Source organism: Labedella endophytica, from assembly GCF_003990045.1.
In the GTDB taxonomy this organism is placed as follows: domain Bacteria; phylum Actinomycetota; class Actinomycetes; order Actinomycetales; family Microbacteriaceae; genus Labedella; species Labedella endophytica.
On record NZ_RZGZ01000002.1, the window covers coordinates 1,523,435 to 1,548,183 of the forward strand.

The following is a 24,749-nucleotide window of genomic DNA, read 5'->3' on the forward strand; positions in this document are numbered from 1 at the left end:
CCCGAGAACGGACGTTGTGCGCGGGCGACTCCGGCGCTACGCTGTGGTCTGACCACAGTGGTCTGACCACACGCCGCACCGCACGAGCGAGGATGCCCATGAGCGACGACGCACGCGCCTGGCAACTCGTCCTGCGCTCGGTCGAAGCCGATCTCCTCTCGGGCGCCCTCTCCCCCGGCGATCATCTCCCGGGGGAACGCGCGCTGGCGGCCGAACTCGGCGTCGGCCGGTCGAGCGTCCGCGAGGCGCTTCGTGTGCTCGAGGTGCTCGGACTCGTACGCACCGCGACCGGGTCAGGGCCCTCGTCCGGAGCGATCATCGTCTCGACGCCCCGCGGGGGCATGTCCGCGCTCCTCCGCCTGCAGGTCGCGGCCTCCGGCTTCGACGTGTCGGACATCGTCGACACCCGGCTCGTGCTCGAGACCGCCGTCGCCGCGACCCTCGCGGAGGCCCTCGCCGACTCGTCCGATGACGTGGACACCGTCGCCCTCTCCGAGTCCGACGCGCTCCTCAACGCGATGGACGACCCCGCACTCACCCCCGCCGAGTTCCTCGCCCTCGACGCCCGCTTCCACCTGAGCCTCGCCGAGGCGGCGGGCAACCAGGTGATCGTCGCGACGATGGCGGGCCTGCGCGACTCGATCGAGGGATACGCCGTCGCCGGCGTGCCCACGCTCTCCTCCTGGTCCGACACGGCCGCCCGCCTCGCGAAGGAGCATCGCGGCATCCTCGACGCCATCCGCGCGGGGGACGGCGCGGCCGCCCGCAGCGCCGTACACGGCCACATCGCCGGCTACTACGCCGAGATCGGCCTCGGCTCCGCGCCCACCCCCGCGAACCCCGCACCCGCACCCGCACCCGCACCCGCACCGACGGAAGGACCGATCGCATGATCGACCGACGCATCCCCACCTGGCACGACTTCGCACCGCTCATGCAGTTCAAGAAGCCGGAGCTCGACCCGAAGAAGCGCCGCCTCGACACGGCGCTCACGATCGAGGACCTCCGCCGGATCGCGAAGCGCCGCACCCCGAAGGCCGCATTCGACTACACGGAGGGCGCGGCCGAGGGCGAGATCAGCCTCGCCCGTGCACGGCAGGCCTTCAGCGACATCGAGTTCCACCCGTCGATCCTGCGCGACGTCTCGCGCGTCGACACGAGCGTCGAAGTGCTCGGCGGACGCTCCGCCCTGCCCTTCGGCATCGCCCCCACGGGCTTCACCCGCATGATGCAGACGGAGGGCGAGCGTGCCGGCGCCGCGGCGGCGGGCGCCGCGGGCATCCCGTTCTCCCTCTCCACGATGGGCACCACGTCGATCGAGGACGTCAAGGCGACGAATCCGGACGGGCGCAACTGGTTCCAGCTCTACATGTGGAAGGACCGCGACCGGTCCATGGCGCTCGTCGACCGGGCCGCGAAGGCCGGATACGACACCCTCCTCGTGACGGTCGACGTGCCCGTGGCCGGCGCGCGGCTGCGCGACAAGCGCAACGGCTTCTCCATCCCGCCGCAGCTCACGCCCGCGACGGTCGTCAACGCGCTGCCGCGGCCGGCGTGGTGGATCAACTTCCTCACGACGGAGGCACTCTCGTTCGCGACGCTCGATCGATGGTCGGGCACGGTCGCGGAGCTGCTCGACACGATGTTCGACCCCACCGTGAACTTCGACGACCTGGCCTGGATCAAGAGCCAGTGGCCGGGAAAGCTCGTCGTGAAGGGCGTGCAGAACCTCGCCGACGCGAAGCGCCTCGCCGACATGGGCGTCGACGGGATCGTCCTGTCGAACCACGGCGGGCGTCAGCTCGACCGTGCGCCCATTCCGTTCCACCTGCTGCCGAAGGTCGTCGCCGAGGTCGGTAACGACACCGAGGTGCACATCGATACGGGCATCATGAACGGCGCCGACATCGTGGCCTCGCTCGCTCTCGGCGCGAAGTTCACCCTCATCGGTCGCGCCTACCTCTACGGGCTCATGGCCGGCGGGCGCGAGGGCGTCGACCGCACGATCGAGATCCTGCGCGGCGAGATCGAGCGCACGATGCGTCTCCTCGGTGTGACGAACGTCGCGGAGCTCGAGCCCGGACACGTGACGCAGCTCGCGCGGCTCGTGCCTCTGTCGGCCGCCGCGACCCACGTCGCCGCGCGGTAGAGGGGCGCACCCGGTTCGGCGGCCTCGGCAACACGCGCCGTCTCCCCGATGCCACCCGGAGTGGGCGCAAAACGTCGCTCCGAACGGCCTGCAACGACACAATGCGCCCACCTCGCCGAGGCCCCCTCCCCGGGTGGACGCATATCGTCGTCGGGACCGGCACTTGGCGACGATTCGCGTCCACCCGAGGGGGGTCTCGGACCAGCGCCGCACCCGTCGTCCACAGCGGCGCCGGGTGCGAGGAGTGCACCGGGGCGTCCAGCCCGGGGTACGGGGTCGGGGGTGGCTGCGAGGATGGACGCATGACGTCGACCACCACCTCCCTCGATTCCCGCTCGGAGGCGCTCGAGGCCCTGCGCGCCCTCACCGGTCGCCCCGATGCCCACTTCCACGACGGCCAGCTCGAGGCCATCCTCGCTCTCGTCGACGACCACCGGCGCGCTCTCGTCGTGCAGCGCACCGGGTGGGGGAAGTCGGCGGTCTACTTCATCGCGAGCCTGCTGCTGCGCCGCCGCGGCGCCGGACCCACGCTGCTCGTCTCGCCGCTCCTCGCCCTCATGCGCGACCAGGTGGCCGCGGCCGAGCGGGCCGGCGTGCGCGCGGTGGCCATCAACTCCGCCAACCTCCACGAGTGGGACGATGTGCGCGCGCGGCTCGCGGCCGACGAGATCGACGTGCTCCTCGTCTCGCCCGAGCGGCTCAACAACCCGCGGTTCCGCGACGAGCAGCTGCCCGACCTGGTCCGGCGCACCGGGCTGCTCGTGGTGGACGAGGCGCACTGCATCTCCGACTGGGGCCACGATTTCCGGCCCGACTACCGGCGCCTCGCCGACCTCATCACGACGCTCCCCGCCGGGGTTCCCATCCTCGCCACCACCGCCACGGCCAACGCGCGCGTCGTCACCGACGTGGTCGAGCAGCTGGGCGGTGGCACCGCCGACGCCCCCGGGTCGGACGTCCTCACCATCCGCGGTTCGCTCGCGCGCGAGTCGCTGCGGCTCGGCGTGCTGCAGCTCGGCACCTCCCGGCAGCGCCTCGCCTGGCTGCTCAGCCACATCGGCGAGCTGCGCGGCAGCGGCATCATCTACACGCTCACCGTGTCGGCCGCGGAGGACGCGGCCCGCCTGCTCCGCGGGGCCGGTCACGAGGTGCGCGCCTACACCGGTCGCACCGATCCCGACGAGCGCGAGGAGTCGGAGGGCATGCTGAAGCGCAACAAGCTCAAGGCGCTCGTCGCCACGAGCGCCCTCGGCATGGGCTTCGACAAGCCCGACCTCGGCTTCGTCGTGCACCTCGGTGCCCCGTCCTCCCCCGTCGCGTACTACCAGCAGGTCGGCCGCGCGGGTCGCGGGTCGATCGACGCCGACGTGCTCTTACTCCCGGGCGAGGAGGATGAGGACATCTGGAGCTACTTCGCCACCGCTTCCATGCCCGACGAGGCGCGCGCCACCGCCGTTCTCGACGCGCTCCGGGATGCCAGCGACGCGAAACCCCTGTCGACGCCCGCTCTCGAATCCCGCGTCGACCTGCGACGCTCGCCCCTCGAGCTGCTCCTCAAGGTGCTCGACGTCGACGGGGCGGTGCGCCGCGTCTCGGGCGGTTGGGTCGCAACGGGACAGCCGTGGGTCTACGACCGCGAACGCTACGAGCGCATCGCGGCCGCGCGGAAGGCCGAGCAGCAGTCGATGCTCGACTACGAGCGCACGGACGCATGCCGCATGGAGACGCTCCAGCGCGACCTCGACGATCCATCCGCCGCCCCGTGCGGCCGATGCGACACGTGCACGAGCGCCTGGTACCCCGCCGCCGTCACCGAGGAAGCCACCTCGACGGCAAGCGCCTCGCTCGATCGCGTGGGTGTGCCGATCGAACCCCGCTCCCAGTGGCCGACGGGCGCCGATCGCCTCGGCGCTCCGGTGAAGGGTCGCCTCTCGCCAGACGAGCGCGTGGAGGAGGGCCGCGCCCTCGCTCGTCTCACCGACCTCGGCTGGGGCGGGGTGCTCCGCACGATCTTCGCGGAGGGCGCCCCCGACGCCCCGATCGCGCCCAACGTGCTCGACGCGTGCGTGCGCGTGCTCGCCGACTGGGGCTGGGCCGAACGCCCCGCGGCCGTCGTGAGTGTGCCGTCACGATCGCGGCCGCTCCTCGTCGAGTCCCTCGCCACAGGGCTCTCCACGATCGGCAAGCTCCCGTACCTCGGCGCCCTCGACCTCGCGGGCGGCGGTCCCACGGGCGGCCCGGGCGGCAACAGCGCCTACCGGCTCGCGGGCGTGTGGGACGGCTTCGCGGTGGGCCCGCAGCTCGCCGAGGACCTCCGCGAGCTCGGCGGCCGCCCCGTGCTCCTCATCGACGATCGCGCCGACTCGCGCTGGACCCTCACGGTCGCCGGTCGCCTGCTCCGCCGGGCCGGCGCGTCCGCCGTCCTCCCGCTCACGCTCGGTCTCGTCGGGTAGCCCGCGCGGGGAGGGCCAGGGTCACAACACCAAGATAGGTAAGGCTAAGCTAATCGAGCGCGGTGACGACGTGCCCGCGCTGCCTTCAGGCCGTCCGCCCCCGCACCAGGAGCTCCACCCGCATGACATCCTCACCGACGCGCCCCTTGTTCGCCGCACTCACCGCCTTCGCACTCCTCGCCCTCACCGGGTGCGGGGCGTCGGAGACGATCGAGGACACTGCGAATGCCTCCGCCGGCGACGGGGCGACGCAGTACCCCCTCGTCATCGAGAACTGCGGCACCGAACAGACGATCGAGTCGGCTCCCCAACGCGTCGTGTCGCTCGACCAGAACTCCACCGAGATCCTCCTCTCGCTCGGCCTCGAGGACCGCATCGTCGGCACCGCATCGTGGACCGACCCGATCCTCGACTCGCTCGCCGAGGCCGACGAGGGTGTGCCCCGCCTGGCCGACAACGCCCCCAGCTACGAGGTGCTCCTCGGAGCCGACCCCGACTTCGTCACCGCCTCCTTCGGGCGTCACTATGCGGAGGGCGGGGTGACGACGCGCGACCGGCTCGACGAGACCGGCATCTCGTCCTATCTGTCCCCCACCGACTGCGACAACGGCCAGAGCATCAATGGCGGGGGCACGCGCACCACGGCGCTGACCGTCGACGCGCTCTACACGGAGATCCGTGAGCTCGCCGAGATCTTCGACGTGGGTGCGGCCGGCGAGGAGCTCGTCGCCGACCTCGAGGAGCGCGCGGCCGCCGCCACCGACGGGGTCGACTTCGGCGGTCGCACCGTCATGTTCTGGTTCGCCGACACCAAGACCCCCTACGTCGCGGGCGGCCTCGGTTCCGCCGCCCTCCTCGCCGACCAGACCGGGCTCGGGAACATCTTCGACGACACCGACGACTGGCCAGCGAAAGGCTGGGAGGACGTCGTCGACGCCGCCCCCGACATCCTCATCGTCGGAGACCTCCAGCGGGACCGCTTCCCCGGGGACCGACTCGACGACAAGATCGCGTTCCTCGAGGGCGACCCCCTCACCCAGACCCTCGAGGCCGTCCAGCAGGATCGGATCATCGCGCTCCACGGGGCCGAGATGAACCCGTCGATCCGATTCGTCGACGGCCTCGAGAAGATCCAGGCGTGGTGGGTCGAGAACGGGGACGACCTCTGAGCCCCGCGGCAGCGGGCCCCGCGGCAGCCGGCGTCGTCACTCCGCCGACGCGACGAGGCCCTCGATCCACCCTCGCCCTTCCCGCGCTCGGCGTCGTCGGGCTGGTCGCCCTCGTGCTCTCGATCGGCGTCGCCGTGACCCTCGGTCCCGCGGACGTGTCCCTCGTCAACGTGCGCGACGTCGTGCTCAACCACCTCGGGATCACGGACATCGCCGTGCGCGTGTCGGACGATGCGATCGTCTGGCAGGAGCGCCTCCCGCGCGCACTCGTCGCCACGGCGTGCGGGGCCGGCCTCGGGGTCTGCGGTGTCATCCTGCAGTCGTTGTTACGCAATCCCCTCGCGGACCCGTTCGTGCTCGGGGTGTCCTCCGGCGCCTCCACGGGAGCCGTCGTGATCGGCGTCCTCGGGGTCGGCGGCGGGGCGATCGGCCTGTCGGGCGGCGCCTTCATCGGCGCCCTCGTCGCCTTCGGCTTCGTCCTCCTCCTCGCCCGCTTCTCCTCGGGCGGCACGGCGACGGTGATCCTCGCGGGCGTCGCGAGCACGCAGCTGTTCTCCGCGCTCACATCCCTCGTCGTCTTCGCGTTCGCCGACTCGGACGAGACACGCGGCGTGATGTTCTGGCTCCTCGGATCCCTCGAGGGCATGCGCTGGGACGACGTGGCGCTGAGCGCCGGCGTGGTGGCCGTCGGCGCGGTCGTGTGCCTCCTCCACGCCCGCCCGCTCGACGCCGTCACGTTCGGCGACGACCTCGCGTCCGCGCTCGGCGTCGACGTCACGCGGCTCCGCACGGTGCTGCTGATCGTCACCGCTCTGCTCACCGCCACGCTCGTGAGCATCGCCGGCGCGATCGGCTTCGTCGGCCTCGTCCTCCCCCACGCGGCTCGACTCATCGTGGGTCAGCGCCATGCGCGACTGATCCCGACCACCATCGTGCTCGGAGCCGTCTTCATGGTCTGGGTGGACGCGGTGTCACGCGTCGCCTTCGGCCCCACACCCCTGCCTGTCGGCGTCGGCACGGCGCTCGTGGGCGTGCCGGTCTTCGTCGCCCTCCTGGTGAGGAAGACCCGACGCCGGTAGGCCGCGAGCCAGGGCAGCCGCGAGGCGGTCAGTCGCGGGGCTGCGGCTTCCGGGGCGTGAAGAACTCCTCGCGCACGCGCTTCCGGAGGACCTTGCCGATGAGCGAGCGGGGGAGGGAATCCGCCTCGACGAATCGACGCGGAACCTTGTAGCGGGCCAGGCGCGAGCGCCCGAACTCCTTCAGCGCGTCCGGGTCGAAGACCGCACCGGCGTTCAGCACGACGGCGGCGGCGACGTCCTCGCCACCCGAGTCCTTCGCGATGCCCACCACGGCGACCTCAGCGACGTCGGGGTGGGAGAGGAAGACCTCCTCCACCTCCGACGGCGACACGTTGAAGCCACCAGTGATGATGAGTTCCTTGACGCGATCCACCACCGTCACGAATCCGTCGTCCGACACCGTCACGATGTCGCCCGTCCGCAACCAGCCGTCCGCGAGCAGGGTCTCGGACGTGTCGTCCGGACGGTGCCAGTAGCCCTGGAAGACCTGCGGCCCCTTCACGAGCAGTTCCCCGGGCTCACCCGGTTCGCGCTGCACGGACGGGTCGTCCGGGTCGACGACCCGGATGGAGGTGCTCGGGAACGGGACGCCGACGGCACCCGGCCGCCGCGAGTGCCCCATCGGGTTTCCGAGCGATACCGGGGACGACTCCGTCATCCCGTACCCCTCGACGAGCAGGCCGCCCGTCGCCTCCTCCCAGCGCTGCACCGTCGCCACGGGCAGGCTCATCGCCCCCGAGATCGAGAAGCGCACGTGCGACAGGTCGAGCTTCGACTTCCGTCCGGCCGTGCGGGTGAGCGCGTCGTAGATCGGCGGCACCGCCGGCAGGAACGTGGGGGGAGACTTCTTCGACGCGTCGGTCACGAGACCCACGTCGAAGCGCGGGAAGAGCACGACCTTCGCTCCGATGCTCATCGCCGTGATGAGGCAGACGGTGAGCCCGTACGCGTGGAACATCGGCAGCACGGCGTAGAACGTCTCGTCGCCCTCGCGGAGCCCTGGCACCCACGCCCGGCACTGCATCGCGTTGGCGCGCAGGTTGCGGTGGCTGAGAACGACACCCTTCGGAGACCCCGTCGTGCCGCTCGTGTACTGGAGGGCCGCAACGGAATCGAGCGTGGGGCGGGCGTGGCGGCGGCTCAGCCTCTTCGATTCGACGAGCGAGGACCACGCGAGGAAGCGCCGACGCGACGGACGCTTCGTCATGGCCGCTCGCAGCTCCCGCGCCTTCGGGATGGGCAGCCGCAGTGCGGCGCGCTTCGACAGCGGCAGCGCCTCGGTCATGTCCACGGCGACGACGTGCTGAACGCCGATGTCGGCGGGGAAGGCGGCGACGGTGTCGTAGACGGAGTCCCAGACGATCGCGACGCGCGCACCGTGGTCCTCGAACTGGTGGCGGAGCTCGCGATCCGTGTAGAGCGGGTTGTGCTCCACCACGATCGCCCCGAGCCGCAGCACCGCGTAGAACGCGATCACGTGCTGCGGGCAGTTCGGCAACACGAGGGCGACACGATCGCCCTCCTTCACCCCGAGCTTGCGGAGCCCCTCGGCGACGCGCGAGACCTGCTCGGCGACCTCGTCGTAGGTGGTCTCGGCGCCGAAGAATTCGAGGGCCGTCGCTCGCCGGTGGCGGGTGACCGCTCCGTCGAGCATGTCCACGAGTGTCTCGGTGGGCTCGGGGATATCGGAGGGGACGCCGTCCGCGTAGGCGGTCAGCCAGGGCTTGTCGTCGATGTTGGTCACGATGACCTCTCGGCTCGGGCTTTCCAGGCTACAGAAGAGCGCATGGGCGTTCCCGTACATTGCGACCGGGGGCGGGAGCCGGTAGGACGAGCGGAGGCGCACCTCCGACGGCAGCGACCACTCCCACCGGACGCCCATCCGGCGCACGGGATAATGGGGCAATGTCGACCACCACCCCGTCCGGCGCGCGTCGCCGTCCCCGCGTCCTCCTCGCCGCCGCGACCGCCCTCGGAATCGTGCTCGCCGCGACCACGGCGATCGCTCCGGCCCAGGCGCACGATCAGCTGGTGTCGAGCACGCCGACGGCCGACGCCTCTCTCGACCCCGCGCCCACCGAGGTGGCCCTGACCTACTCGGACAACATCCTCGAGGTGGGCGTCGAAGTGGTCGTGACCGATGCCGACGGCGAGGACTGGGTCGCCGAGGCCCCTGTCGTCGACGGGCCCACCGTCACCGTTCCGCTGGAGTCGGACATGCCCGGCGGCGCCTACACGGTGGACTGGCGCGTCGTCTCCTCGGACGGTCACCCGATCAGCGGGTCGATCCCCTTCACGGTGACGACGCCCGTAGCGATGCCGACACCCACGGCATCGGAGCCCGCGGCGACGACACCCACCGACTCGGTGACGTCGGCACCGTCGGTGAGTGCCGACCCGGAGTCGACCGACTCCGACGCCGCGAACGCCGAGGACGGGCTGTCCGGCGCGCACCTCGCGATCATCGCCGGCATCGTCCTCGTGGTGCTCCTCATCGTCGCCGGAATCATCTTCCTTCTGATCCGCCGCCGGAATGATGGCGCTGGCCCCGGGCAGGGCGGCTCGCTCTAGCGGACATCGCCGCGCGATTCCGGCGGGCCGAACGCGGCCCGCCGGAGATCACGTCGACGAGGCGTTCGATCGGTCCGCAACCTGCGGATCTGATTCAGCCGCCGATCCAGTCGCCGTTCGAGTCACGCTCGTAGTCGGAGACGCCGGCGTCGATGATGGTGAGGGTTCCGCTCTTCATCACGGTCATCTCCACGAACGCGAACGTCTCGATCGCGCCATCGGTCTCGACGGGGAAGTCGAACTCGTCTGAGCTGCCGTCGTCGAGCGGATCAGAGGCGCAGGATTGCACGAACGTCAGGGTCTTGGAGTCGTCTGAGAGATAGCGACCCGGTTCCGGGTCGGAGGCGTCGAGGTCATCGATGGGCGTCGCATCGAGCACCCACCAAGCCGGCGTGGCCGCATACGGTGTCTGCTCGATGTTGGCGACGACCTCTTCGACCTCTGCGGCCCCACCGGGTGCGAGCGCTACGGCTTCCTCGACGGTCTCGACGCCGAACCGCCGCATCAACGCCGCCTTGAGTTCATCCTCGACCTGAGCGGCGTATTCCTCCTCCGTCATCGACGGTCGCTCCAGGGCGTCGAGGCCCTCTCCGCGATAGTCCACCACCAGGTCGAAAGCGCATGAGCTGGACGAGTCCAGCTCATGCGCTTTCGCCGTCACCTCGCCCACCAGCAGCCCGTCCCCATCAGAGCCGGCCGCGTCGAGGAGATCCGCGGGGATACGGATGACCAGCTCCCCCTCGGAACCGTAGGCGGGAGTCTGAAACTCGAACACCCCGGCCGGCGGCGCTCCGTCCGAAGCGGCGTTGTCGTCGACGCCGTCACCGGCGTCCGGTGCGGTTGAGCACCCGGCGAGCAGCAGGGCTGTTATTCCGGCCAACGTCGCGGACGTGAGGATGGCTGTCTTGTTGAGAGCTTGCATACGTGTAACCGCGCCCGGGAAGCCGGACGCGTTCCCCCTAATAACTCCCGTGGCGATTCACCGTTCCACCCGGAACGGTCACCACGGCCGATACTAGCGGGGTCGAGTGCCCAGCTCGGGTTCGGGCAGACGGCTGCAACGTGACCGGCCGGCCAACTCCGGGAGACCTCCGCGAGTATCTCGATGTGATCCGAGGCGGCGACAGCGCTTGGAACGCCTCACCTGCGCCGGACCTCCCCGTCGGACACCGGTGGGTCGATGTCAGACGCCCGAGCCTGCGGCACTGGCGGACCGAACGCGGCCCGGGTCGACATGGTCGTGACGACGCGCTCGATCGGTCCGCGACCGAGCAGCACTCGCCAGAGCGGGCAGAGCACGAGCGCCGTGAGGGCGAAGGCCGGCCACGCCCACGGTCCCGGCTCCTCCGTGAAGATCAGGGCGTAGGCCACGACGTGGATCGAGTAGGTGCTGAGCGCCGTCGCACCGATCGACTCCACGGGGAAGAGCACGACGCGCAGTCGCCGGGCGGCCAACAGGCACAGTCCGATGACGACGGCCGCGACGCCCGACGACCCGACCACTTCGAAGCTCGTGCCCGAGTGCGCCTCCATCCCGAGGAGGAGCGACCAGTCGGGTTCCGGGATGGCGTCGGGCGACCCCGGGGAGCTGAAGCGCACGTCGGCCGCGTTCGGATCCGTCGTCGCGATCCCGAATCCGTAGCCGATGAGCGCGAGGCCGATGCCGACGACCACGAGGCGCACGGCCACGATCGTGGAGCCGAGGTCGAGTCGACCGAGCCCCATGCCGAACCAGAGGAACGACATCCAGATGATCACGGGGTAGCCGCCCGTCACGAAGAGATCGACGAGGAGGTTCCCCTCGGCGACCCCGTAGGCGCCGGCGACCGTGCTGAGGAGCACGACGACCACGGGCGACACGATCGCGCCGATACCCGCGAGCGCGAACAACATGCGCGCTCGGAGCCCGATCATCGGCACGGCCAGGAGGAACATCACGGCGTAGTACTCGAGGATCACGATGATGTTGGTGCCGAGGGCCGTGAGCATCACGCCGATGAGGAAGATGAGCAGCGCGCGTACCGCGATGCGCACGCGAGCCCGCGCTCGGGCGTCGGCCACGTCCTCGCGATCGGTGAAGCGCGCGCGACCTCCGGACAGCAGTGCGACCGAGATCCCGGCGAGCACGGCGAAGAGGATCGAGGAGCGACCGTGCACGATCGCGCCCCACGTGCCGGCGTCGGTGAGGACGAGGTCGTCGGGGGCGCCGAGGTGCGCGCCGAACATGCCGAGCACGGCGAGCCCACGGGCCACGTCGAGCCCGAGGACACGGGACGGATCCGCGATCGCTCTCACGCCCCCACCCTAGAGCCGTGAGGTGTCACAATCTGTCGCCGAACCACTGGGTCGGGCAACAGATTGCGACACCTCACGGGAGGCGAAGGGGCGGAAGCAGGTCAGGCGTTGGCGGCGGAGACGAGGGCGTCGAGGCCGTCGGCGTCGAGCGGGCTGCCCGGGAAGGACGCGATGCGCTCGAGCGGCATGGAACCCAACATCTTCATCGTCTCCGGATCCGCGAGCATCGAGGACATCACGCTGCCGGACGCGGAGTCGATGGCCGCCTGCAGGAGCTCGCCGCCGCGCGGGTGATCGAACCACTCCTGCACCGTCGAGTCGGTGCCGAGCGGAACGTCGAGGTCGTCTCCCGCCAGCGTGAGCGTCGCGCTGCGCCGGATGTCGCGGCTCGAGGCGCCCACCTCGACGAGGTACTCGCCGCCCTCGACGGTCCACTTGCCAACCTGCGGGTGGAAGTACGCGAGGTCGTCGTGCGTGACGTCGACGGTCACGGTGACGGTCTCGCCCGCCGCGATCTCGACGACCGTGAACGCCGAAAGGGAGCGCGGCGCACGGGCGACGCGCGATCCGGGCACACCCGTGTAGACCTGCACGACCTCGCGGCCGTCGCGCGACCCCGCGTTCGTCACGTCCACGGTCGCGCGGATGCCGCCGTCGTGCTCCAAGATCGACACCGCTCCGTAGGAGAAGGTCGTGTACGACAGCCCGTGGCCGAAGGGGAACGACACCTCGGTGCCCTTCGCGTCGAAGCCGCGGTAGCCCACGAAGATGTCCTCGCCGTAGCGCACGTGGCCGAACTCGCCGGGGAAGGTGAGGTGCGACGGGCTGTCCTCGAGCCGGATCGGGACGGTCTCGGTGAGGCGGCCCGATGGATTCACGGAGCCGAAGAGCACGTCGGCGACGGCACCGCCGCCGGCCTGCCCGAGAAGCCAGCCCTCGATGATCGCGGGCACGCGGTCCTGCCACCCCGAGGTGCGCACGACCCCGCCGTTCGAGAGCACGACGACGACGTTCCGGTTGACCTCGAGCACCGCCTCGAGGAGCGCGGTCTGCTCCTCCGGGAGCTCGATGTGGGTGCGGTCGAAGCCCTCCGATTCCTCCTCGGCGGGAAGGCCGAGGAAGAGGACGACCACGTCGGCGCCGGTCGCCGTCGAGACGGCGTCGGCGCGCAGGGCGTCCGCGTCGCCTGCCGCAACGCCCGTCGCGTCGTCCGGCGCACCCGCGAGCGCGAAGCCGGGGGCGAAGGACACCCTCTCGCCAGCCACCGCACGGATCTCGTCGAGGGCGTTGTCGAGTCGTGTCGGGTTGATGAGCGAGCTGCCGGCGCCCTGGAAGCGCGGCGTCCGCGCGAACTCGCCGATCACCGCGACGCGTCCGGCACCGGTGGGGTCGAGGGGCAGCACGTCGCCCTCGTTGCGGAGGAGGACGATGCTGCGGCCGGCGGCCTCGCGGGCGAGGGCGTGGTGGGCGTCGACGTCGTAGGTCGCGTCGGAATCCGCTCCGGCGACGATCCGGTCGACGAGTTCGATCGCGCGGCGGGCCGCCGTCGTGACGTGGGCCTCGTCGAGCTCGCCCGCACGCACGGCGGCGACGAGCTGGGCGTCGGTGCGCCCGCCGTTCGACGGCATCTCGAGGTCGAGGCCCGCGGCGACCCCCGCGACCCGGTCGTTCACGGCACCCCAGTCGGAGACGACGAGCCCGTCGAAGCCCCACTCGTCGCGCAGCACGGTCGTGAGCAGCCACGGGTCCTCCGACGCGTAGACGCCGTTGATGCGGTTGTAGGAGCACATGACCGTCCACGGCTGCTGCTCGGTGACGACGCGCTGGAAGGCGCGCAGGTAGATCTCGCGCAGAGGGCGCTCGTCCACGTCCGCGCTCACGCGGAGGCGGTCGGTCTCCTGGTTGTTCGCGGCGAAGTGCTTGAGGGAGGCACCGACGCCCTGGCTCTGGATTCCGCCGACGAGGGCGGAGCCCATCACGCCGCTCACGAGCGGATCCTCGGAGAAGTACTCGAAGTTGCGGCCGCACAGGGGCGAGCGCTTGATGTTGATGCCGGGGCCGAGGAGGACACCGACGCTCTCCGCGCGGGCTTCCTCGCCGAGGGCGACGCCCACGCGGCGCACGAGCTCGCGGTCCCAGCTGGATCCGAGCGCGACGGCGGGAGGGAAGCACGTGGTGGGGACGCTGTCCGCGAGGCCGAGGTGGTCGCCGCCTTCGCGCTGCTTGCGCACGCCGTGCGGGCCGTCCGTGAGCATGACCGACGGGATGCCGACGCGGTCGACGCCCTTCGTGGTCCAGAAGTCGGCACCGCTCGTGAGCGAGGCCTTCTCCTCGAGGGTGAGGTCGGCGAGGCGTTCGATGTGGCTCAAGGTTTCCGTCCATTCCCGGCGGCGTCCCTGCCGTCCGTCCGAAAACCATACAATGCTCGGCATTGGCGAACAAGCCCCGTGTACGCGGTCGTCGCGGTGCCTTAGCATCGAGGAATGGCTGAGCGGGGGTCGTACGCGAAGGGCGTCGCACGTCGGGAGGAGATCCTCACGGCGGCGCTCGACGTCTTCTCCCGCGAGGGCTACCGCGGCACGTCGCTGCGCGAGGTCGCGAAGCAGGTGGGCGTCAGCCTCCCGGGGCTCATGCACTACTTCGAGTCCAAGGAGCACCTGCTCACGGCGATCCTCCAGAAGCGCGACGAGGTGGACGGCGAGACGTACCCGACGGAGGGCGATTTCCTCGACGGTCTCGTGGCGATCATGCGCCACAACCGCGATGTGCCCGGTCTCGTGCAGCTCTTCATCACCCTCGCGGCCGCCGCCGAGGACCCGTCCCATCCCGCGCACCCGTTCTTCGTCGACCGCTATGCGCTCGTCCTCCCCGCGCTCGCGGATTCGATCCGGGAGCGTCAGGCCGCCGGAACCGCGCGCGCCGATCTCGATCCCGAGCACATCTCCCGCGTCATCGTCGCTCTCGCCGACGGCATCCAGATCCAGTGGGCGCTCGACCGGTCGGTGGACATGGCCGGCGACATCGAACGCCTCTGGTCCCTCCTCGAGATCTGACCCGCGCCCGCCCCCTACCCGCGCCCGCCCCCTCGCCGAAGTGCGGACTTCCGCCCCACTTTCGCGCGCACAGACCGCGAAAGTCCGCACTTCCGCAGAGTAGTTCTGCGGAAGTGCGGACTTTCGCCGCGATGCGTGTCAGAAAGAGGGCGGAAGTCCGCACTTCGGCGGGAAGGTGGGGTTCTACGGAGCGTCGACCGGGGCGGGGGTGAGGTCCGCGAGGACAGCCGCGAGCTGCTCGACGACCCAGTCGAGGTCCTCCTCCGACACCACGATGGGCGGCGCGAAGCGGATCGTGGAGCCGTGGGTGTCCTTCACGAGCACACCACGCGCCATGAGCGCGACGCACACGGCGCGGCCCGTCGCGAGCTCGGGGTCGATGTCGACACCGGCCCAGAGACCGGCACCGCGGACGGCGACGACACCCTTCCCGACGAGGCCCTCGAGCCCGGCGTGCAGGCGAGCGCCGAGCACGCGGGCGCGCTCCTGCATCTCGCCCGTCGCGAGCAGGCGCACCACCGCAAGGCCGACGGCCGCCGCGAGCGGGTTGCCGCCGAAGGTCGAGCCATGCTCGCCCGGGCGCAGGACACCGACGATGTCGCGGTTGCCGACCACGGCCGACACCGGGACGATGCCGCCGCCGAGCGCCTTGCCGAGCAGGTAGAGGTCGGGTTCGACGCCCACCAGGTCGCACGCGAACGTGGCGCCCGTGCGGCCGAGGCCCGACTGGATCTCGTCGGCGATGAAGAGCACGTTGTGCGCGCTTGTGATGCGGCGGACCGACGGCAGGTAGTCCGCCGGCGGCACGACGATGCCGGCCTCGCCCTGGATCGGCTCGATGAGCACCGCGACGGTGTTCTCGTCGATCGCGGCCTCGAGCGCCGCGGCGTCGCCGTACGGCACGGTGCGGAAGCCCGGCGTGAACGGACCGAAGCCCGCGCGCGCCGACTCGTCGTCCGAGAAGCTGATGATCGTCGTCGTGCGGCCGTGGAAGTTGCCGGCCGCGACGATGATGTTGGCCTGGTCGGCGGCGACGCCCTTCACGCGGTAGCCCCATGCGCGGGCGAGCTTGATGCCGGACTCGACGGCCTCCGCTCCCGTGTTCATCGGCAGGACCATGTCCTTGCCGGCGAGCGCGGCGAGCTCCGTCGCGAATGTGCCGAGCTGGTCGTTGTGGAACGCGCGGCTCGTGAGGGTGACACGGCCGAGTTGCTCCATCGCGGCACCGACGAGCGCCGCGTTCGAGTGCCCGAAGTTCACCGCGGAGTAGGCGGCGAGGCAGTCGAGGTAGCGCTTGCCCTCCACGTCGGTGACCCACGCGCCCTCGGCCGTGGCCGCGACGACGGGGAGCGGGTGGTAGTTGTGTGCGACGTGCTCGTCCTCGAGGGCGAGCACCGCCTCCGTGGCCGTTCCCGTTGCGGAAGCCTGTCCGACGGCGGTCATCGGCGGAGCTCCAGCGTGCAGCACTTCACGCCGCCGCCGCCGAGCAGGAGCTCGGAGAGGTCGACGCCGATCGGGTTGTAGCCGCGCTCGCGCAGCTGCTTCTCGAAGCCGACGGCGCGCTTCGCGATGACGATGTTGTAGCCGTCGGAGATCGAGTTGAGGCCGAGGATGGAGGCGTCCTCCTCGCTCACGAGGATCGCGTCGGGGAAGCGCTCCTGGAGGATCGCGAGACTCGGTGCGTCGAACGCGCTCGGCAGGTACGCGATGTTCGCGTTCGCGTCGCCCGTGAGCGGATCGAGCACGGCGATCGCGGTGTCGAGGTGGTAGAACGACGGGTTCGTGAGCGTGAGCGACACGACCTCGCGTCCGTAGATGGAGGCGATCTCCGCGTGGCTGTTCGAGGCGCTGCGGAAGCCCGTGCCCGCGAGGATCACGTCTCCGACGAGCAGGAAGTCGCCCTCGCCCTCGTTGATCTCCTCGGGCTCGCGCACCTCGAAGTCGTTCTCGCGGAACCAGTCCATGAAGGCGGGGCCCTCGGGCTGACGCTGCGGGTACGTGAAGCTCGCCCCGTAGGCGACGTTGCCGATGACGAATCCGCCGTTGGCCGTGTAGACCATGTCGGGCAGGCCGTCGATCGGGTCGATGAGGTGCACCGTGTGGCCGAGCGAGACGTAGGTGTCGTAGAGCGTCTGCCACTGGGCGACGGCCCTCGCCGTGTCGGTCGGCTTGGCCGGCTCCATCCACGGGTTGATCTTGTAGACGACGGTGAAGAAGTCCGGCTTGCACATGAGGTAGGTGCGCGGAGTCGCGGTGCGCTCCGGCGTCGAGGCGGTGGTCGTGGTGGTGTCGGTCATCGTGTCTCCTGGGCGGCGAGCGCGCCGCCGATGCGTCGTGGCCATGCGGCCGTGCGTGGACGGGGGACGGCGGACCAGGTCGCTCTCTCGAGCCCCGCGGTGACGGGACGCCGCTTCCAGTGTGGCACAGACGATCGCGGGGACGTCGGGTGCTGCACGCACGAAATCACCGATTCGTGACCGCCGATTGCAATGAATCGCCGCAGACCCCCACTAGCCTGATCGGATGGACAACCTGGACCGCGGCATCATCGATCTCCTCCGACAGAACGCCCGCGCGAGCTACGGCGACATCGGCGGGGTCGTCGGCCTCTCCGCCTCGGCGGTGAAGCGTCGCGTGGACCGCCTCGTGGGCGACGGCGTGATCCGCGGCTTCACGATCCAGGTCGACCCCACCGTCGACGGCTACAACACCGAGGCGTACGTGGAGCTGTTCTGCCGCGGCACCGTCGCGCCCGACGAACTCCTCCGCATCCTCTCCGGCGTTCCCGAGGTGGTCGACGCCGGCACGGTCACGGGTAGCGCCGACGCGATCGTGCACATGCGCGCCCGCAGCATCCCCGCCCTCGAGGACGCCCTCGAGAAGGTGCGCATCGCACCGAACGTGGACCACACCCGCAGCGCGATCGTGCTGTCGCGGCTGATCCACCGAACGCACGACTGACGGATCGCGAGGCACGGCCTGCCGTCGGCTCCGTCTCTCTACCGCCGCGCAGCGTGGCAGCTGCCATGTCTTCCCGAGACGATCGGCGCCCTTCGGCAGGCTCGGGGAACAAGGGGCCGGACGTGCAGGTGCAACGCTCTCGCCGGGGGCCGGTCGCCGATCGGTGAGATCCGGTGCGTCGGTCCCTGAGCTCATCGAGGGGAGGCGGCCGCCCGAAGAGCCCGACGGTGCCCTGGAGTTTTGTATCGAGGGTTGTGTCACGCTGATTGTATTGATACGTTGTTTGTACCAACACAGAATGTCGGCGCCGGCATCACCATCCCCGGGCATCCGGGGCCTATCGAAGGAGAGGATCCCGTGACCACGCTCGCATGGATCTACGTACTCATCGGGGCCGCACTCATCGTGGCCGCCGCGCCCTACGGCTTCGCGCGCACCGAGACCGCGCGTCGCAAGGCCGTCGATCGACTCGCCAAGCGCATCGACCTCGCCGTACCCACCTCGCCCATCGAGGACGAACGGGTCGGACTCCGGCTCGCCGTCCGCGAACGCTTCATCGCCGTCGGCGGAGGGATCGGACTGATCGTCGCGATCCTCGCGGCGCTCTTCCTGCCCGCCTTCGGCCGGAACGACTTCACGGTGCTCGGCATCTTCCTCATCGCCCTCACGGGCATCGGCGTCGGCGCCGGTCTCAGCGCGCTGCGGACGACACGGGAACTGCCGAGCGACGTGCCGCGGATCGCGCGGCTCTCCTCGCCCACGATCCATGACTACCTCATCCCCATCGAGTACCGCGGGGCGATCGGCGCGGTCGTCCTCGGGGTCGTCGTCACCATCGCGACCCTCCCCCTCGGTTTCACCTGGGACCAGGCGATCTTGCCGATCGCGGTCGCCGCGGCCGCCGTGGTGGCGCTCGTCGCGGCACTGCTGCTCGCTCGGTCGATCCTCGACCGCGGCCAGCGCGCCGGGTCTGTCCTCGAGCTCGCCTGGGACGACGCCATCCGCGCCATCGCCCTGCGCGACCTCATGTCGGTTCCGCTCGCCCTCGGATTCGCGAGCGCGCTCGTGCCGCTCGTGACGCTCATCTCCGACGTCCGTCTCGTACAGCCGTATGACAGCCCGGGCAACATGCTCGCGCTCGGTGCCATGGGACTCGTCGGCCTCTTCGCCTTCGTCGGGATGATCCTCGCGATCGTCGCCCTCGCTTCGAACCCGCAGCGTCACTATCGGCGTCGACTGTGGGCGACACCCGCGGGGAACACGGCCCCCGCCGCGCCGACGACCGCCGCCTCCACCGAGGCTCCCGCGGAGGGGGACGTCCGATGATGCTCCTCGTCGACCCCACGTCGGGCGTCGCCCCGTTCGAGCAGCTGCGGGCGCAGATCCTCGAGGCCGTCCGCACCGGCGGGCTCGCGTCCGGGACGAAGCTGCCCACCGTGCGGAAGCTCGCCGACGACCTCGGCCTCGCCCCCGGCACCGTCGCCCGCGCCTACCGCGAACTCGAACGCGACGAGGTCATCGAGACCCGCGGACGGCACGGCACCTTCGTCGCGGCGACCGGGGACCCGACGCAGCGCCAGGCACAGGCCGCCGCCACGGCCTTCGCCGACCGGGCCCGACAGCTCGGCCTCACCCCGGACGACGCCCTCGGCTACGCCCGCGCCGCCCTCGGCCTCCCCTCCCCCTCCTGACCGCTCCCAGGTACTGCGTTTGAGCGTGATCGCGCCGGTGTACAGGCGCGATCACGCTCAAACGCCTCAGGTGGCGGGATAGCCGGGAAACGACACCGGCAGGGACGGGTGCAGGATGTGCGGCAGAGTGGGGGAATGGTGAGGGACGGGAAGGACGAAGCACGCTCGACGGACGTGACCGTTCGGCGGGTCCGCTCCGGCTCCACGTTCGTGCGGGTGAACACCATCGGGGCGAGCGGCACACGCCCCTTCCTCCTCGTCCCCGGCATCGGCGTCTCCTCCGACTACTTCGAGCGCCTCGCCCCCAACCTCAACCGCTTCGGCCCCGTGCACGCGGTAGACCTGCCCGGGTTCGCCGGAGTGCCCCACCCCGGCCGGGCGATGACCATCCGTCAATACGCCGACCTGCTCGGCCGCGTCATCGACGAGCTGGAGCTCGGGGACCCGATCATCGTCGGTCACTCGATGGGCACGCAAGTGGTCACCGACCTCGCCGCGCGCCGCCCCGGGCTGTCGACGCTCGTCCTCATCGGACCGGTCGTGAACCCCGCGGAGCGGCGCGTCCTCACGCAGGCCGTCCGCTTCCTGCAGGCCAGCTGGTTCGAACCGGGTCGCGTGAAGGCGCTCGCGATCGGCGCCTATCTCGTGTGCGGAGTGCGCTGGTTCTCCCGCATCCTCCCGAACATGATGCGCTTCCCGATCGAGCAGGCCCTCCCCCACGTGCGAGCCCACACCCTCGTGATCCGCGGCGAGCACGACGCCGTCGCGCCCCGCGACTGGGTGGAGCGGATCGGCGAGCTGCTGCCGTCCGCGCGCCTCTGGGAGATCCCGGGGGCGGCCCACTCGGTGATGCACGCGCACGCCCCCGAGGTGGCACGCCTCTGCGTCGAGCACGCGGAACAGCCCGTTCTCGGCGACGGAGACGTACGGCTGCGCCACTACCCGGACGAGGACATCGAGGAGGGCACGGCGCCGAAGCCCTCCTTCTCCGACACGGTCAGGGCGATGCGGGCACGATTGCGCGAGTCGATCGCCGTGGCGCAGGACGACGACGCGGCTCTCGCCGCGGCGAAGACGGAGCACGCCGAGGCCATGCAGTCCGCCCACGAGCGGGCGGTGCGCGAGCAGGACGACTCTGAATAGCGGCGATCCTGAACGGACGCGAGCGCGACTCGAGTGGCGCTGGCCCCTCTCCGCTGCGAGGATCGCACCATGCTCGCTAACCTCACGCTCTGGCACCTCGTCATCCTCGCCATCGTCGTCATCGTCGTCGCCCTCGTCGTCTTCGCCATCGTGCGGCTCGCCACCCGGGGCAGTCGTCGCCGCTGAATCCAGCGGTATGCCGAGACGCGAGGAGCGGCGATCCGCTGGCCCGCGGCATCACCCGAACTGGGGGCGGCTTGTCCCCCCTATGCCCGACAGAGATTCAGACGACTCCCGGGTAACGTTCAAGCAGATGGAATTTCCCATGTAGCGGACGCGCAGTGCGAGTTGCAACTCGCCACACGACCGCCCCCGCACTTTCCGGGGATGCGAAGGGGATCAGCGTTCGGGTCGCTGATCCCCTTTTCCATGCCCGCGAGCATGCACCCTCGGGCCCGGACCGCGCTGCCGGGAGGGGATCCGCGCGAGACGCTGCGCACGTCGCTCCCGGGACGGGGCGGATCGCCCGACGCGCCGGGCGTCCCTGACCGCGGTCGCCTCGATCCGCTCGAGCCAGGCCGCGCGCCTCTCGGCGGTCGACGTCCGCACCGGGCCGATGCGCGTGACCATGACCGGTCGGATGCCGCAGTACTCGAGGGTGCCGGTGCGGACGGCCTTCACGGTGGGGTCACCGCGGAACGCGAGGTAGAGACGCGGCGAGTCCGTCGTCACGATGAGGCGGCCGCTGCGGCCGGCGAGCATCCCCACGGGGAATCCGCGCCGCGAGAAGCGGAAGGCCAGACGAGGCAGGAGCACGCGGTCGAAGAAGCCGCTGAGTAGCGCCGGGGTCGCGCTCCACCAGATCGGCGTGACGACGACGATGTGGTCGGCGCGCAGCATCGCGTTCCACGCCTCTTCGAGGTCGGGTTCGAACGGCTGCGTCCGCGCGTACCCCGCATGCAGGTGCGGGTCGAAGTCGAGGTCGCGGAGGGCGAGCACATCGGCGTCGCCATAGGCGGATGCGTAGCGGCTGGCGATGGCCGAGCCGAGCGAATCCGGATCGGGGTGACCATCGATGATGAGGGCTGGCATGTCGTGCTCCTTCGGTCGTCGCGCATCTGGACACTGCCAACATGCGCGATGGTCACCGTACGGCTAGAATCTTGCTCGTGTCAAGATCGGAACGCGCGTACCACCACGGCGACCTCGCCGCGGCCCTCGAGGCGGCGGCGTTCGAGCTCGTCGACGAGGCCGGCCACTCGAGCCTCAGCCTTCGCGAGGTCGCGCGACGCGCGGACGTCAGCCACAACGCGCCCTACCACCACTACGGAGACCGGGCGTCCCTGCTCGCGCGACTCGGCGCGCTCAGCATGGGCGGCCTCCTCGATCGACTCGAGGCCGCGCAGCGGCGGACGGCGGACCGGCCGCCCACGGAGCGCGCGTCGGCGATCGCCGCCGCCTACATCGGATTCGCGGCCGATAACCACGCACGCTTCCGCCTCATGAACGATCCCGAGATCTGCGATCCTCGGCACCCCTCGGCGTCGATGGCTCCGCTCCTCGAACGCGTGCACGGGATGCTCGCGGAACTCGTCGACGACCTCGACCCCCAGGCGGAGCCCGCCGGGCGAGCGGCTCTCCGAACCGCCATCTGGGGCGCGGTGCACGGCCTCGCCGAGCTGGTCGTGACCGGTCAGATCGACCGCGCCGAGGTGGCCCCAGCTCTCGACGCCCTGCTCGGTGGCCACGCCCCCCGCCCCGCCGACCCCTCGACGCCTCCTCCGTCCACCGCCTGATCGCACCGGCCAGGGGAGAGCCGATACCGGCGGCACCCGGGATCTGGGAAGCTGGGCGTGACGATCCCCTCTCGATGCCAGGAGCCCCCGTGTCCGGATACCCGCCCGCGCAACAGCCGCACTCCCCGCAGGCCTACTACGGCCAGCCCGTCTACATGGCGGTCGCTCCCCCGCCCCGCGGGAAGAGCATCGCCTCGATGGTGCTCGGCCTCGTGTCGGTGTTCTTCGGCTTCACCCTCATCCTCCCGCTCATCGGCTTCATCATGGGGCTGACGGCGCTCAAATCGGAGCCCACGGGACGCGGGATGGCCGTCACGGGCATCATCCTCAACGGGCTCATGCTGCTCGGCTGGGTCGTGCTCGTCGGGTTCTTCCTGCTCGTGGTCGTGGGCATCGGCGCGTCGAGTGTCAACACCGGCGTCGCGGCCTGACGCGGACCCGTCCGTCAGACCACCCCTCCGCCCGACCTGACGCGACTATCGCCCGCCTCCGCCTCCGCCTCCCGAGCCCATGCCGGAGAAGCCGCCGCCCATGGAGCCTCCCGTGTAGCTGCCGCCGCCCGAACCCGCCCACGCGGCCGCTGATGCGGACGCGCCGGAGCGGAGCGCGCCGTACATCGTGAGGAACTGCAGCGACGAGAACGACGACGAGCCGTCGTACCAGGTCGGTTGCACACCCGCCTCGCGGACGCGAACCTCGAGCACCTCGGCCCACTCCTTCTCGACGCCCCACAGGATCGCGTACGGAAGCAGCTCCTCGTACAGGTGAACGACCTGGAGCGGGTCGCCCGTGTCGATCCGCTCGGCACCCTGCGGGCTCTGCAGCACGCGGAGCCGGTCCTTCTCTGCGAGCGCGAGGTAGTCGCGGAGCCCCACGAGGTGGTCGCGCACGAGCGCGCCCCGGTCGGTCACGCGGTCGCGGTAACGCCACAACGACACCGCCAGTGTGAGGGCGAGGAGACCGGCGACGATGGCGACGCCACCGCCCCACCAGCCTGTACGGCCGAGCACTCCGAGGAGCACGCAGACGAGCGCGAGCACGACGACTCCGAGACCGGCGTAGATCGCGAACGAGGCGACGCGGTGGTCCGGCTTCTCTGTGAGCCCCGCCTCCCGGAGTGAATCCCGCGCCGCGTCCGAGCGCTTCCCGAGCCGGCCGGCGAGCGCCTGCGCCGCAGCGTCGATCTTCTTCCGGGCCCCGACCTCGGCGTCCTCCCCGAACAGCGCGACGAGCACGTCCTGGCGCGCGGCGTCGTCGCTCGGCCGCACGTATTGGAGGACGACGCCCTTCGACGATTCATCGTCGAGCAAGCGGACGTGGCCCGAGACGGCGAGGTCGACGAGGGCCGCGGGCACCGCCTGCCCCTTTCGCGCGATGAGGTGCGCCGCCTGCATCACCGACACGTCGGCGGGCGGATCGAACTGGGGAACGATGACGCCACGTCCGGGCGCGTCCCTCCCGCGCCGGCGGCCGACGATCGCTCCGATCGCCACGACCACGCTCAGGACGATGGCGGCGACCGAGGCGCCGCGGACCACGGGGGTCGCGTCGAACGCGAACTGCTCGATCACGTTCCGTTCGACCTCTCCCGGCACGAAGGTGCCCGGTTCGAAACCGATTGCGATCGTCAGGTTCTCCTCGGCCCCCAGGTCGACACCCGAGGCTCGGAACACGACGGATCCGTTCTCGGTGCTCGTCTCGATATCGCACTGCTCGGTCGACCACTCCCGGCCGATGTAGCAGGCAGCGTTGCCCGTGAGGGCGTCGGCGAGTTCGGGGTCCATCGTGAGGGTCGTCGACACCTCACCGAACGGTTGGTCCCAGCCGGTCCCGTTGATGTCCCGTTGGAACTCGTCCGATGCGGTCTCCTCGATCGCGCGGATCGTGTCGCGTTGGCTGTAGGAGATGACGTACGTCTGAGCGCCGAACACGAAGGAGTCGTCGCCCGTCGCGACCTCGAGGAAACCGTCGTCGGTCGACAGCTCGTAGGGCACGGGGTCGCCGTCCTCGTCCGTCACGCTCGTCACCTCGGTCTCGAGCGGCACCCCGTCGTAGTCGTCGGGGATCGCGCGGATGATGCCGCGGTTCTGCTCCTCGTCCTCCGGGAAGCGCGCGACGATCGTCTCCGTCACGAGCAGCTGGGCGTGCTGGTCCGCCCCACGCACGAGCGTCATATCGGCGTGAAAGGAGTCGAAGGTGAAGTCGTCGGTGTCGGCATGGGCCGGGGCGGCGACACCGACGGAGAGGAGGGCGACGGCGGCCACGGCGAGCGCGACCGCGGCCCGGCGCCAGCGACCGCCCGGCGGCCGGGACCTCGCCTCTCGGGAGCTCACCTGAGGGGTTCGGGCGTACGCAGTCCGGTCGGCCATCCCGCGAGCCTAGCCACACG

Annotated in this window: 21 protein-coding genes; 13 read left to right on the forward strand and 8 right to left on the reverse strand. The window is 70.8% G+C overall.

Annotated features, from left to right (window positions below; genetic code table 11):
- Positions 1-98: 98 nt before the first annotated feature.
- The 5 genes from ELQ94_RS10610 to ELQ94_RS10630 all read left to right on the forward strand — a co-directional run bounded on the left by ELQ94_RS10610 (position 99) and on the right by ELQ94_RS10630 (position 6,850).
- Entirely contained in the window at positions 99-893 is a 795-nt protein-coding gene (locus ELQ94_RS10610) for a FadR/GntR family transcriptional regulator (RefSeq protein ID WP_208007606.1), read from the forward strand.
- Positions 890-2,149 (forward strand): alpha-hydroxy acid oxidase, encoded by a 1,260-nt coding sequence (locus ELQ94_RS10615; protein ID WP_127049874.1) that lies wholly within the window; start codon positions 890-892, stop codon positions 2,147-2,149. The genes ELQ94_RS10610 and ELQ94_RS10615 overlap by 4 nt, the downstream gene beginning before the upstream one ends.
- A gap of 302 nt (positions 2,150-2,451) precedes the next feature.
- Positions 2,452-4,602, forward strand: a complete 2,151-nt coding sequence (locus tag ELQ94_RS10620) for a RecQ family ATP-dependent DNA helicase (protein WP_127049876.1) — start codon at positions 2,452-2,454, stop codon at positions 4,600-4,602.
- Between the two features lie 122 nt (positions 4,603-4,724).
- A complete protein-coding gene (locus ELQ94_RS10625) occupies positions 4,725-5,771 on the forward strand; it encodes an ABC transporter substrate-binding protein (protein ID WP_127049878.1) in 1,047 nt (348 codons plus the stop codon).
- Positions 5,744-6,850 carry a FecCD family ABC transporter permease gene (locus tag ELQ94_RS10630; protein WP_127050291.1) on the forward strand — a complete coding sequence of 369 codons (1,107 nt, stop codon included), beginning with the start codon at positions 5,744-5,746 and terminating at the stop codon, positions 6,848-6,850. Before ELQ94_RS10625 ends, ELQ94_RS10630 begins: the two co-directional genes overlap by 28 nt.
- A 28-nt stretch (positions 6,851-6,878) precedes the next feature.
- On the opposite strand, the gene ELQ94_RS10635 is transcribed toward ELQ94_RS10630, so the two are convergent.
- On the reverse strand, positions 6,879-8,594 hold the full coding sequence (locus tag ELQ94_RS10635) for a long-chain-fatty-acid--CoA ligase (RefSeq protein ID WP_424977153.1): 1,716 nt from the start codon (positions 8,592-8,594) through the stop codon (positions 6,879-6,881).
- A gap of 161 nt (positions 8,595-8,755) precedes the next feature.
- Between ELQ94_RS10635 and ELQ94_RS10640 the strand changes: the two genes are divergently transcribed.
- Positions 8,756-9,421: a copper resistance CopC family protein gene (locus ELQ94_RS10640; RefSeq protein ID WP_127049880.1), complete on the forward strand. Its 666-nt coding sequence runs from the start codon at positions 8,756-8,758 to the stop codon at positions 9,419-9,421.
- Positions 9,422-9,515: 94 nt separating this feature from the next.
- On the opposite strand, the gene ELQ94_RS10645 is transcribed toward ELQ94_RS10640, so the two are convergent.
- The 3 genes from ELQ94_RS10645 to ELQ94_RS10655 all read right to left on the reverse strand — a co-directional run bounded on the left by ELQ94_RS10645 (position 9,516) and on the right by ELQ94_RS10655 (position 14,148).
- Entirely contained in the window at positions 9,516-10,343 is an 828-nt protein-coding gene (locus tag ELQ94_RS10645; RefSeq protein WP_127049882.1) for a hypothetical protein, read from the reverse strand.
- Between the two features lie 218 nt (positions 10,344-10,561).
- Positions 10,562-11,716 (reverse strand): heparan-alpha-glucosaminide N-acetyltransferase domain-containing protein, encoded by a 1,155-nt coding sequence (locus ELQ94_RS10650; protein WP_127049884.1) that lies wholly within the window; start codon positions 11,714-11,716, stop codon positions 10,562-10,564.
- A gap of 101 nt (positions 11,717-11,817) precedes the next feature.
- Positions 11,818-14,148, reverse strand: coding sequence for a glycoside hydrolase family 3 C-terminal domain-containing protein (locus ELQ94_RS10655; protein WP_127049885.1), 2,331 nt, complete (start codon positions 14,146-14,148; stop codon positions 11,818-11,820).
- A gap of 51 nt (positions 14,149-14,199) precedes the next feature.
- On the opposite strand from ELQ94_RS10655, the gene ELQ94_RS10660 reads away from it, so the two are divergent.
- On the forward strand, positions 14,200-14,769 hold the full coding sequence (locus ELQ94_RS10660) for a TetR/AcrR family transcriptional regulator (RefSeq protein ID WP_127049887.1): 570 nt from the start codon (positions 14,200-14,202) through the stop codon (positions 14,767-14,769).
- A gap of 183 nt (positions 14,770-14,952) precedes the next feature.
- Here the strand turns inward: ELQ94_RS10660 and rocD are convergent, their stop codons facing one another.
- The gene (gene rocD, locus ELQ94_RS10665; protein ID WP_127049889.1) at positions 14,953-16,212 is read right to left on the reverse strand and encodes an ornithine--oxo-acid transaminase; all 1,260 of its coding nucleotides are present in this window, start codon (positions 16,210-16,212) and stop codon (positions 14,953-14,955) included.
- A complete protein-coding gene (gene ddaH / locus ELQ94_RS10670) occupies positions 16,209-17,066 on the reverse strand; it encodes a dimethylargininase (protein WP_127049891.1) in 858 nt (285 codons plus the stop codon). Before ddaH ends, rocD begins: the two co-directional genes overlap by 4 nt.
- A gap of 226 nt (positions 17,067-17,292) precedes the next feature.
- Here ddaH and ELQ94_RS10675 point away from each other — a divergent pair, with 226 nt between their 5' ends.
- From ELQ94_RS10675 to ELQ94_RS10690, 4 genes are all read left to right on the forward strand, one after another.
- Positions 17,293-17,730 (forward strand): Lrp/AsnC family transcriptional regulator, encoded by a 438-nt coding sequence (locus tag ELQ94_RS10675; RefSeq protein ID WP_127049893.1) that lies wholly within the window; start codon positions 17,293-17,295, stop codon positions 17,728-17,730.
- 357 nt (positions 17,731-18,087) lie between these two features.
- The gene (locus tag ELQ94_RS10680) at positions 18,088-19,056 is read left to right on the forward strand and encodes a hypothetical protein (RefSeq protein ID WP_127049895.1); all 969 of its coding nucleotides are present in this window, start codon (positions 18,088-18,090) and stop codon (positions 19,054-19,056) included.
- Positions 19,053-19,421: a GntR family transcriptional regulator gene (locus tag ELQ94_RS10685; protein WP_341807728.1), complete on the forward strand. Its 369-nt coding sequence runs from the start codon at positions 19,053-19,055 to the stop codon at positions 19,419-19,421. Before ELQ94_RS10680 ends, ELQ94_RS10685 begins: the two co-directional genes overlap by 4 nt.
- A 135-nt stretch (positions 19,422-19,556) precedes the next feature.
- Positions 19,557-20,564: an alpha/beta fold hydrolase gene (locus ELQ94_RS10690; protein ID WP_127049897.1), complete on the forward strand. Its 1,008-nt coding sequence runs from the start codon at positions 19,557-19,559 to the stop codon at positions 20,562-20,564.
- Positions 20,565-20,963: 399 nt separating this feature from the next.
- Here the strand turns inward: ELQ94_RS10690 and ELQ94_RS10695 are convergent, their stop codons facing one another.
- Complete coding sequence (locus ELQ94_RS10695; protein ID WP_127049899.1) at positions 20,964-21,656, reverse strand: NAD(P)H-dependent oxidoreductase; 693 nt, start codon at positions 21,654-21,656, stop codon at positions 20,964-20,966.
- A 77-nt stretch (positions 21,657-21,733) separates the two neighbouring features.
- Here ELQ94_RS10695 and ELQ94_RS10700 point away from each other — a divergent pair, with 77 nt between their 5' ends.
- Positions 21,734-22,360 carry a TetR/AcrR family transcriptional regulator gene (locus ELQ94_RS10700; protein WP_166404737.1) on the forward strand — a complete coding sequence of 209 codons (627 nt, stop codon included), beginning with the start codon at positions 21,734-21,736 and terminating at the stop codon, positions 22,358-22,360.
- A gap of 89 nt (positions 22,361-22,449) precedes the next feature.
- Positions 22,450-22,791: a DUF4190 domain-containing protein gene (locus ELQ94_RS10705; protein WP_243696957.1), complete on the forward strand. Its 342-nt coding sequence runs from the start codon at positions 22,450-22,452 to the stop codon at positions 22,789-22,791.
- A 45-nt stretch (positions 22,792-22,836) separates the two neighbouring features.
- Here the strand turns inward: ELQ94_RS10705 and ELQ94_RS10710 are convergent, their stop codons facing one another.
- On the reverse strand, positions 22,837-24,729 hold the full coding sequence (locus ELQ94_RS10710) for a DUF2207 family protein (RefSeq protein ID WP_127049903.1): 1,893 nt from the start codon (positions 24,727-24,729) through the stop codon (positions 22,837-22,839).
- Positions 24,730-24,749 lie beyond the last annotated feature (20 nt).

Coding starts and splice junctions, on each gene's coding strand:
- ELQ94_RS10610 (WP_208007606.1), top strand. CDS start 99: ATGAGCGACGACGCACGCGCCTGGCAACTCGTCCTGCGCTCGGTCGAA.
- ELQ94_RS10625 (WP_127049878.1), top strand. CDS start 4,725: ATGACATCCTCACCGACGCGCCCCTTGTTCGCCGCACTCACCGCCTTC.
- ELQ94_RS10660 (WP_127049887.1), top strand. CDS start 14,200: ATGGCTGAGCGGGGGTCGTACGCGAAGGGCGTCGCACGTCGGGAGGAG.
- ELQ94_RS10690 (WP_127049897.1), top strand. CDS start 19,557: ATGGTGAGGGACGGGAAGGACGAAGCACGCTCGACGGACGTGACCGTT.
- ELQ94_RS10645 (WP_127049882.1), bottom strand. CDS start 10,343: ATGCAAGCTCTCAACAAGACAGCCATCCTCACGTCCGCGACGTTGGCC.
- rocD (WP_127049889.1), bottom strand. CDS start 16,212: ATGACCGCCGTCGGACAGGCTTCCGCAACGGGAACGGCCACGGAGGCG.
- ELQ94_RS10675 (WP_127049893.1), top strand. CDS start 17,293: ATGGACAACCTGGACCGCGGCATCATCGATCTCCTCCGACAGAACGCC.
- ELQ94_RS10685 (WP_341807728.1), top strand. CDS start 19,053: ATGATGCTCCTCGTCGACCCCACGTCGGGCGTCGCCCCGTTCGAGCAG.
- ELQ94_RS10640 (WP_127049880.1), top strand. CDS start 8,756: ATGTCGACCACCACCCCGTCCGGCGCGCGTCGCCGTCCCCGCGTCCTC.
- ELQ94_RS10620 (WP_127049876.1), top strand. CDS start 2,452: ATGACGTCGACCACCACCTCCCTCGATTCCCGCTCGGAGGCGCTCGAG.
- ELQ94_RS10695 (WP_127049899.1), bottom strand. CDS start 21,656: ATGCCAGCCCTCATCATCGATGGTCACCCCGATCCGGATTCGCTCGGC.
- ELQ94_RS10655 (WP_127049885.1), bottom strand. CDS start 14,148: ATGCCGAGCATTGTATGGTTTTCGGACGGACGGCAGGGACGCCGCCGG.
- ELQ94_RS10710 (WP_127049903.1), bottom strand. CDS start 24,729: ATGGCCGACCGGACTGCGTACGCCCGAACCCCTCAGGTGAGCTCCCGA.
- ddaH (WP_127049891.1), bottom strand. CDS start 17,066: ATGACCGACACCACCACGACCACCGCCTCGACGCCGGAGCGCACCGCG.
- ELQ94_RS10615 (WP_127049874.1), top strand. CDS start 890: ATGATCGACCGACGCATCCCCACCTGGCACGACTTCGCACCGCTCATG.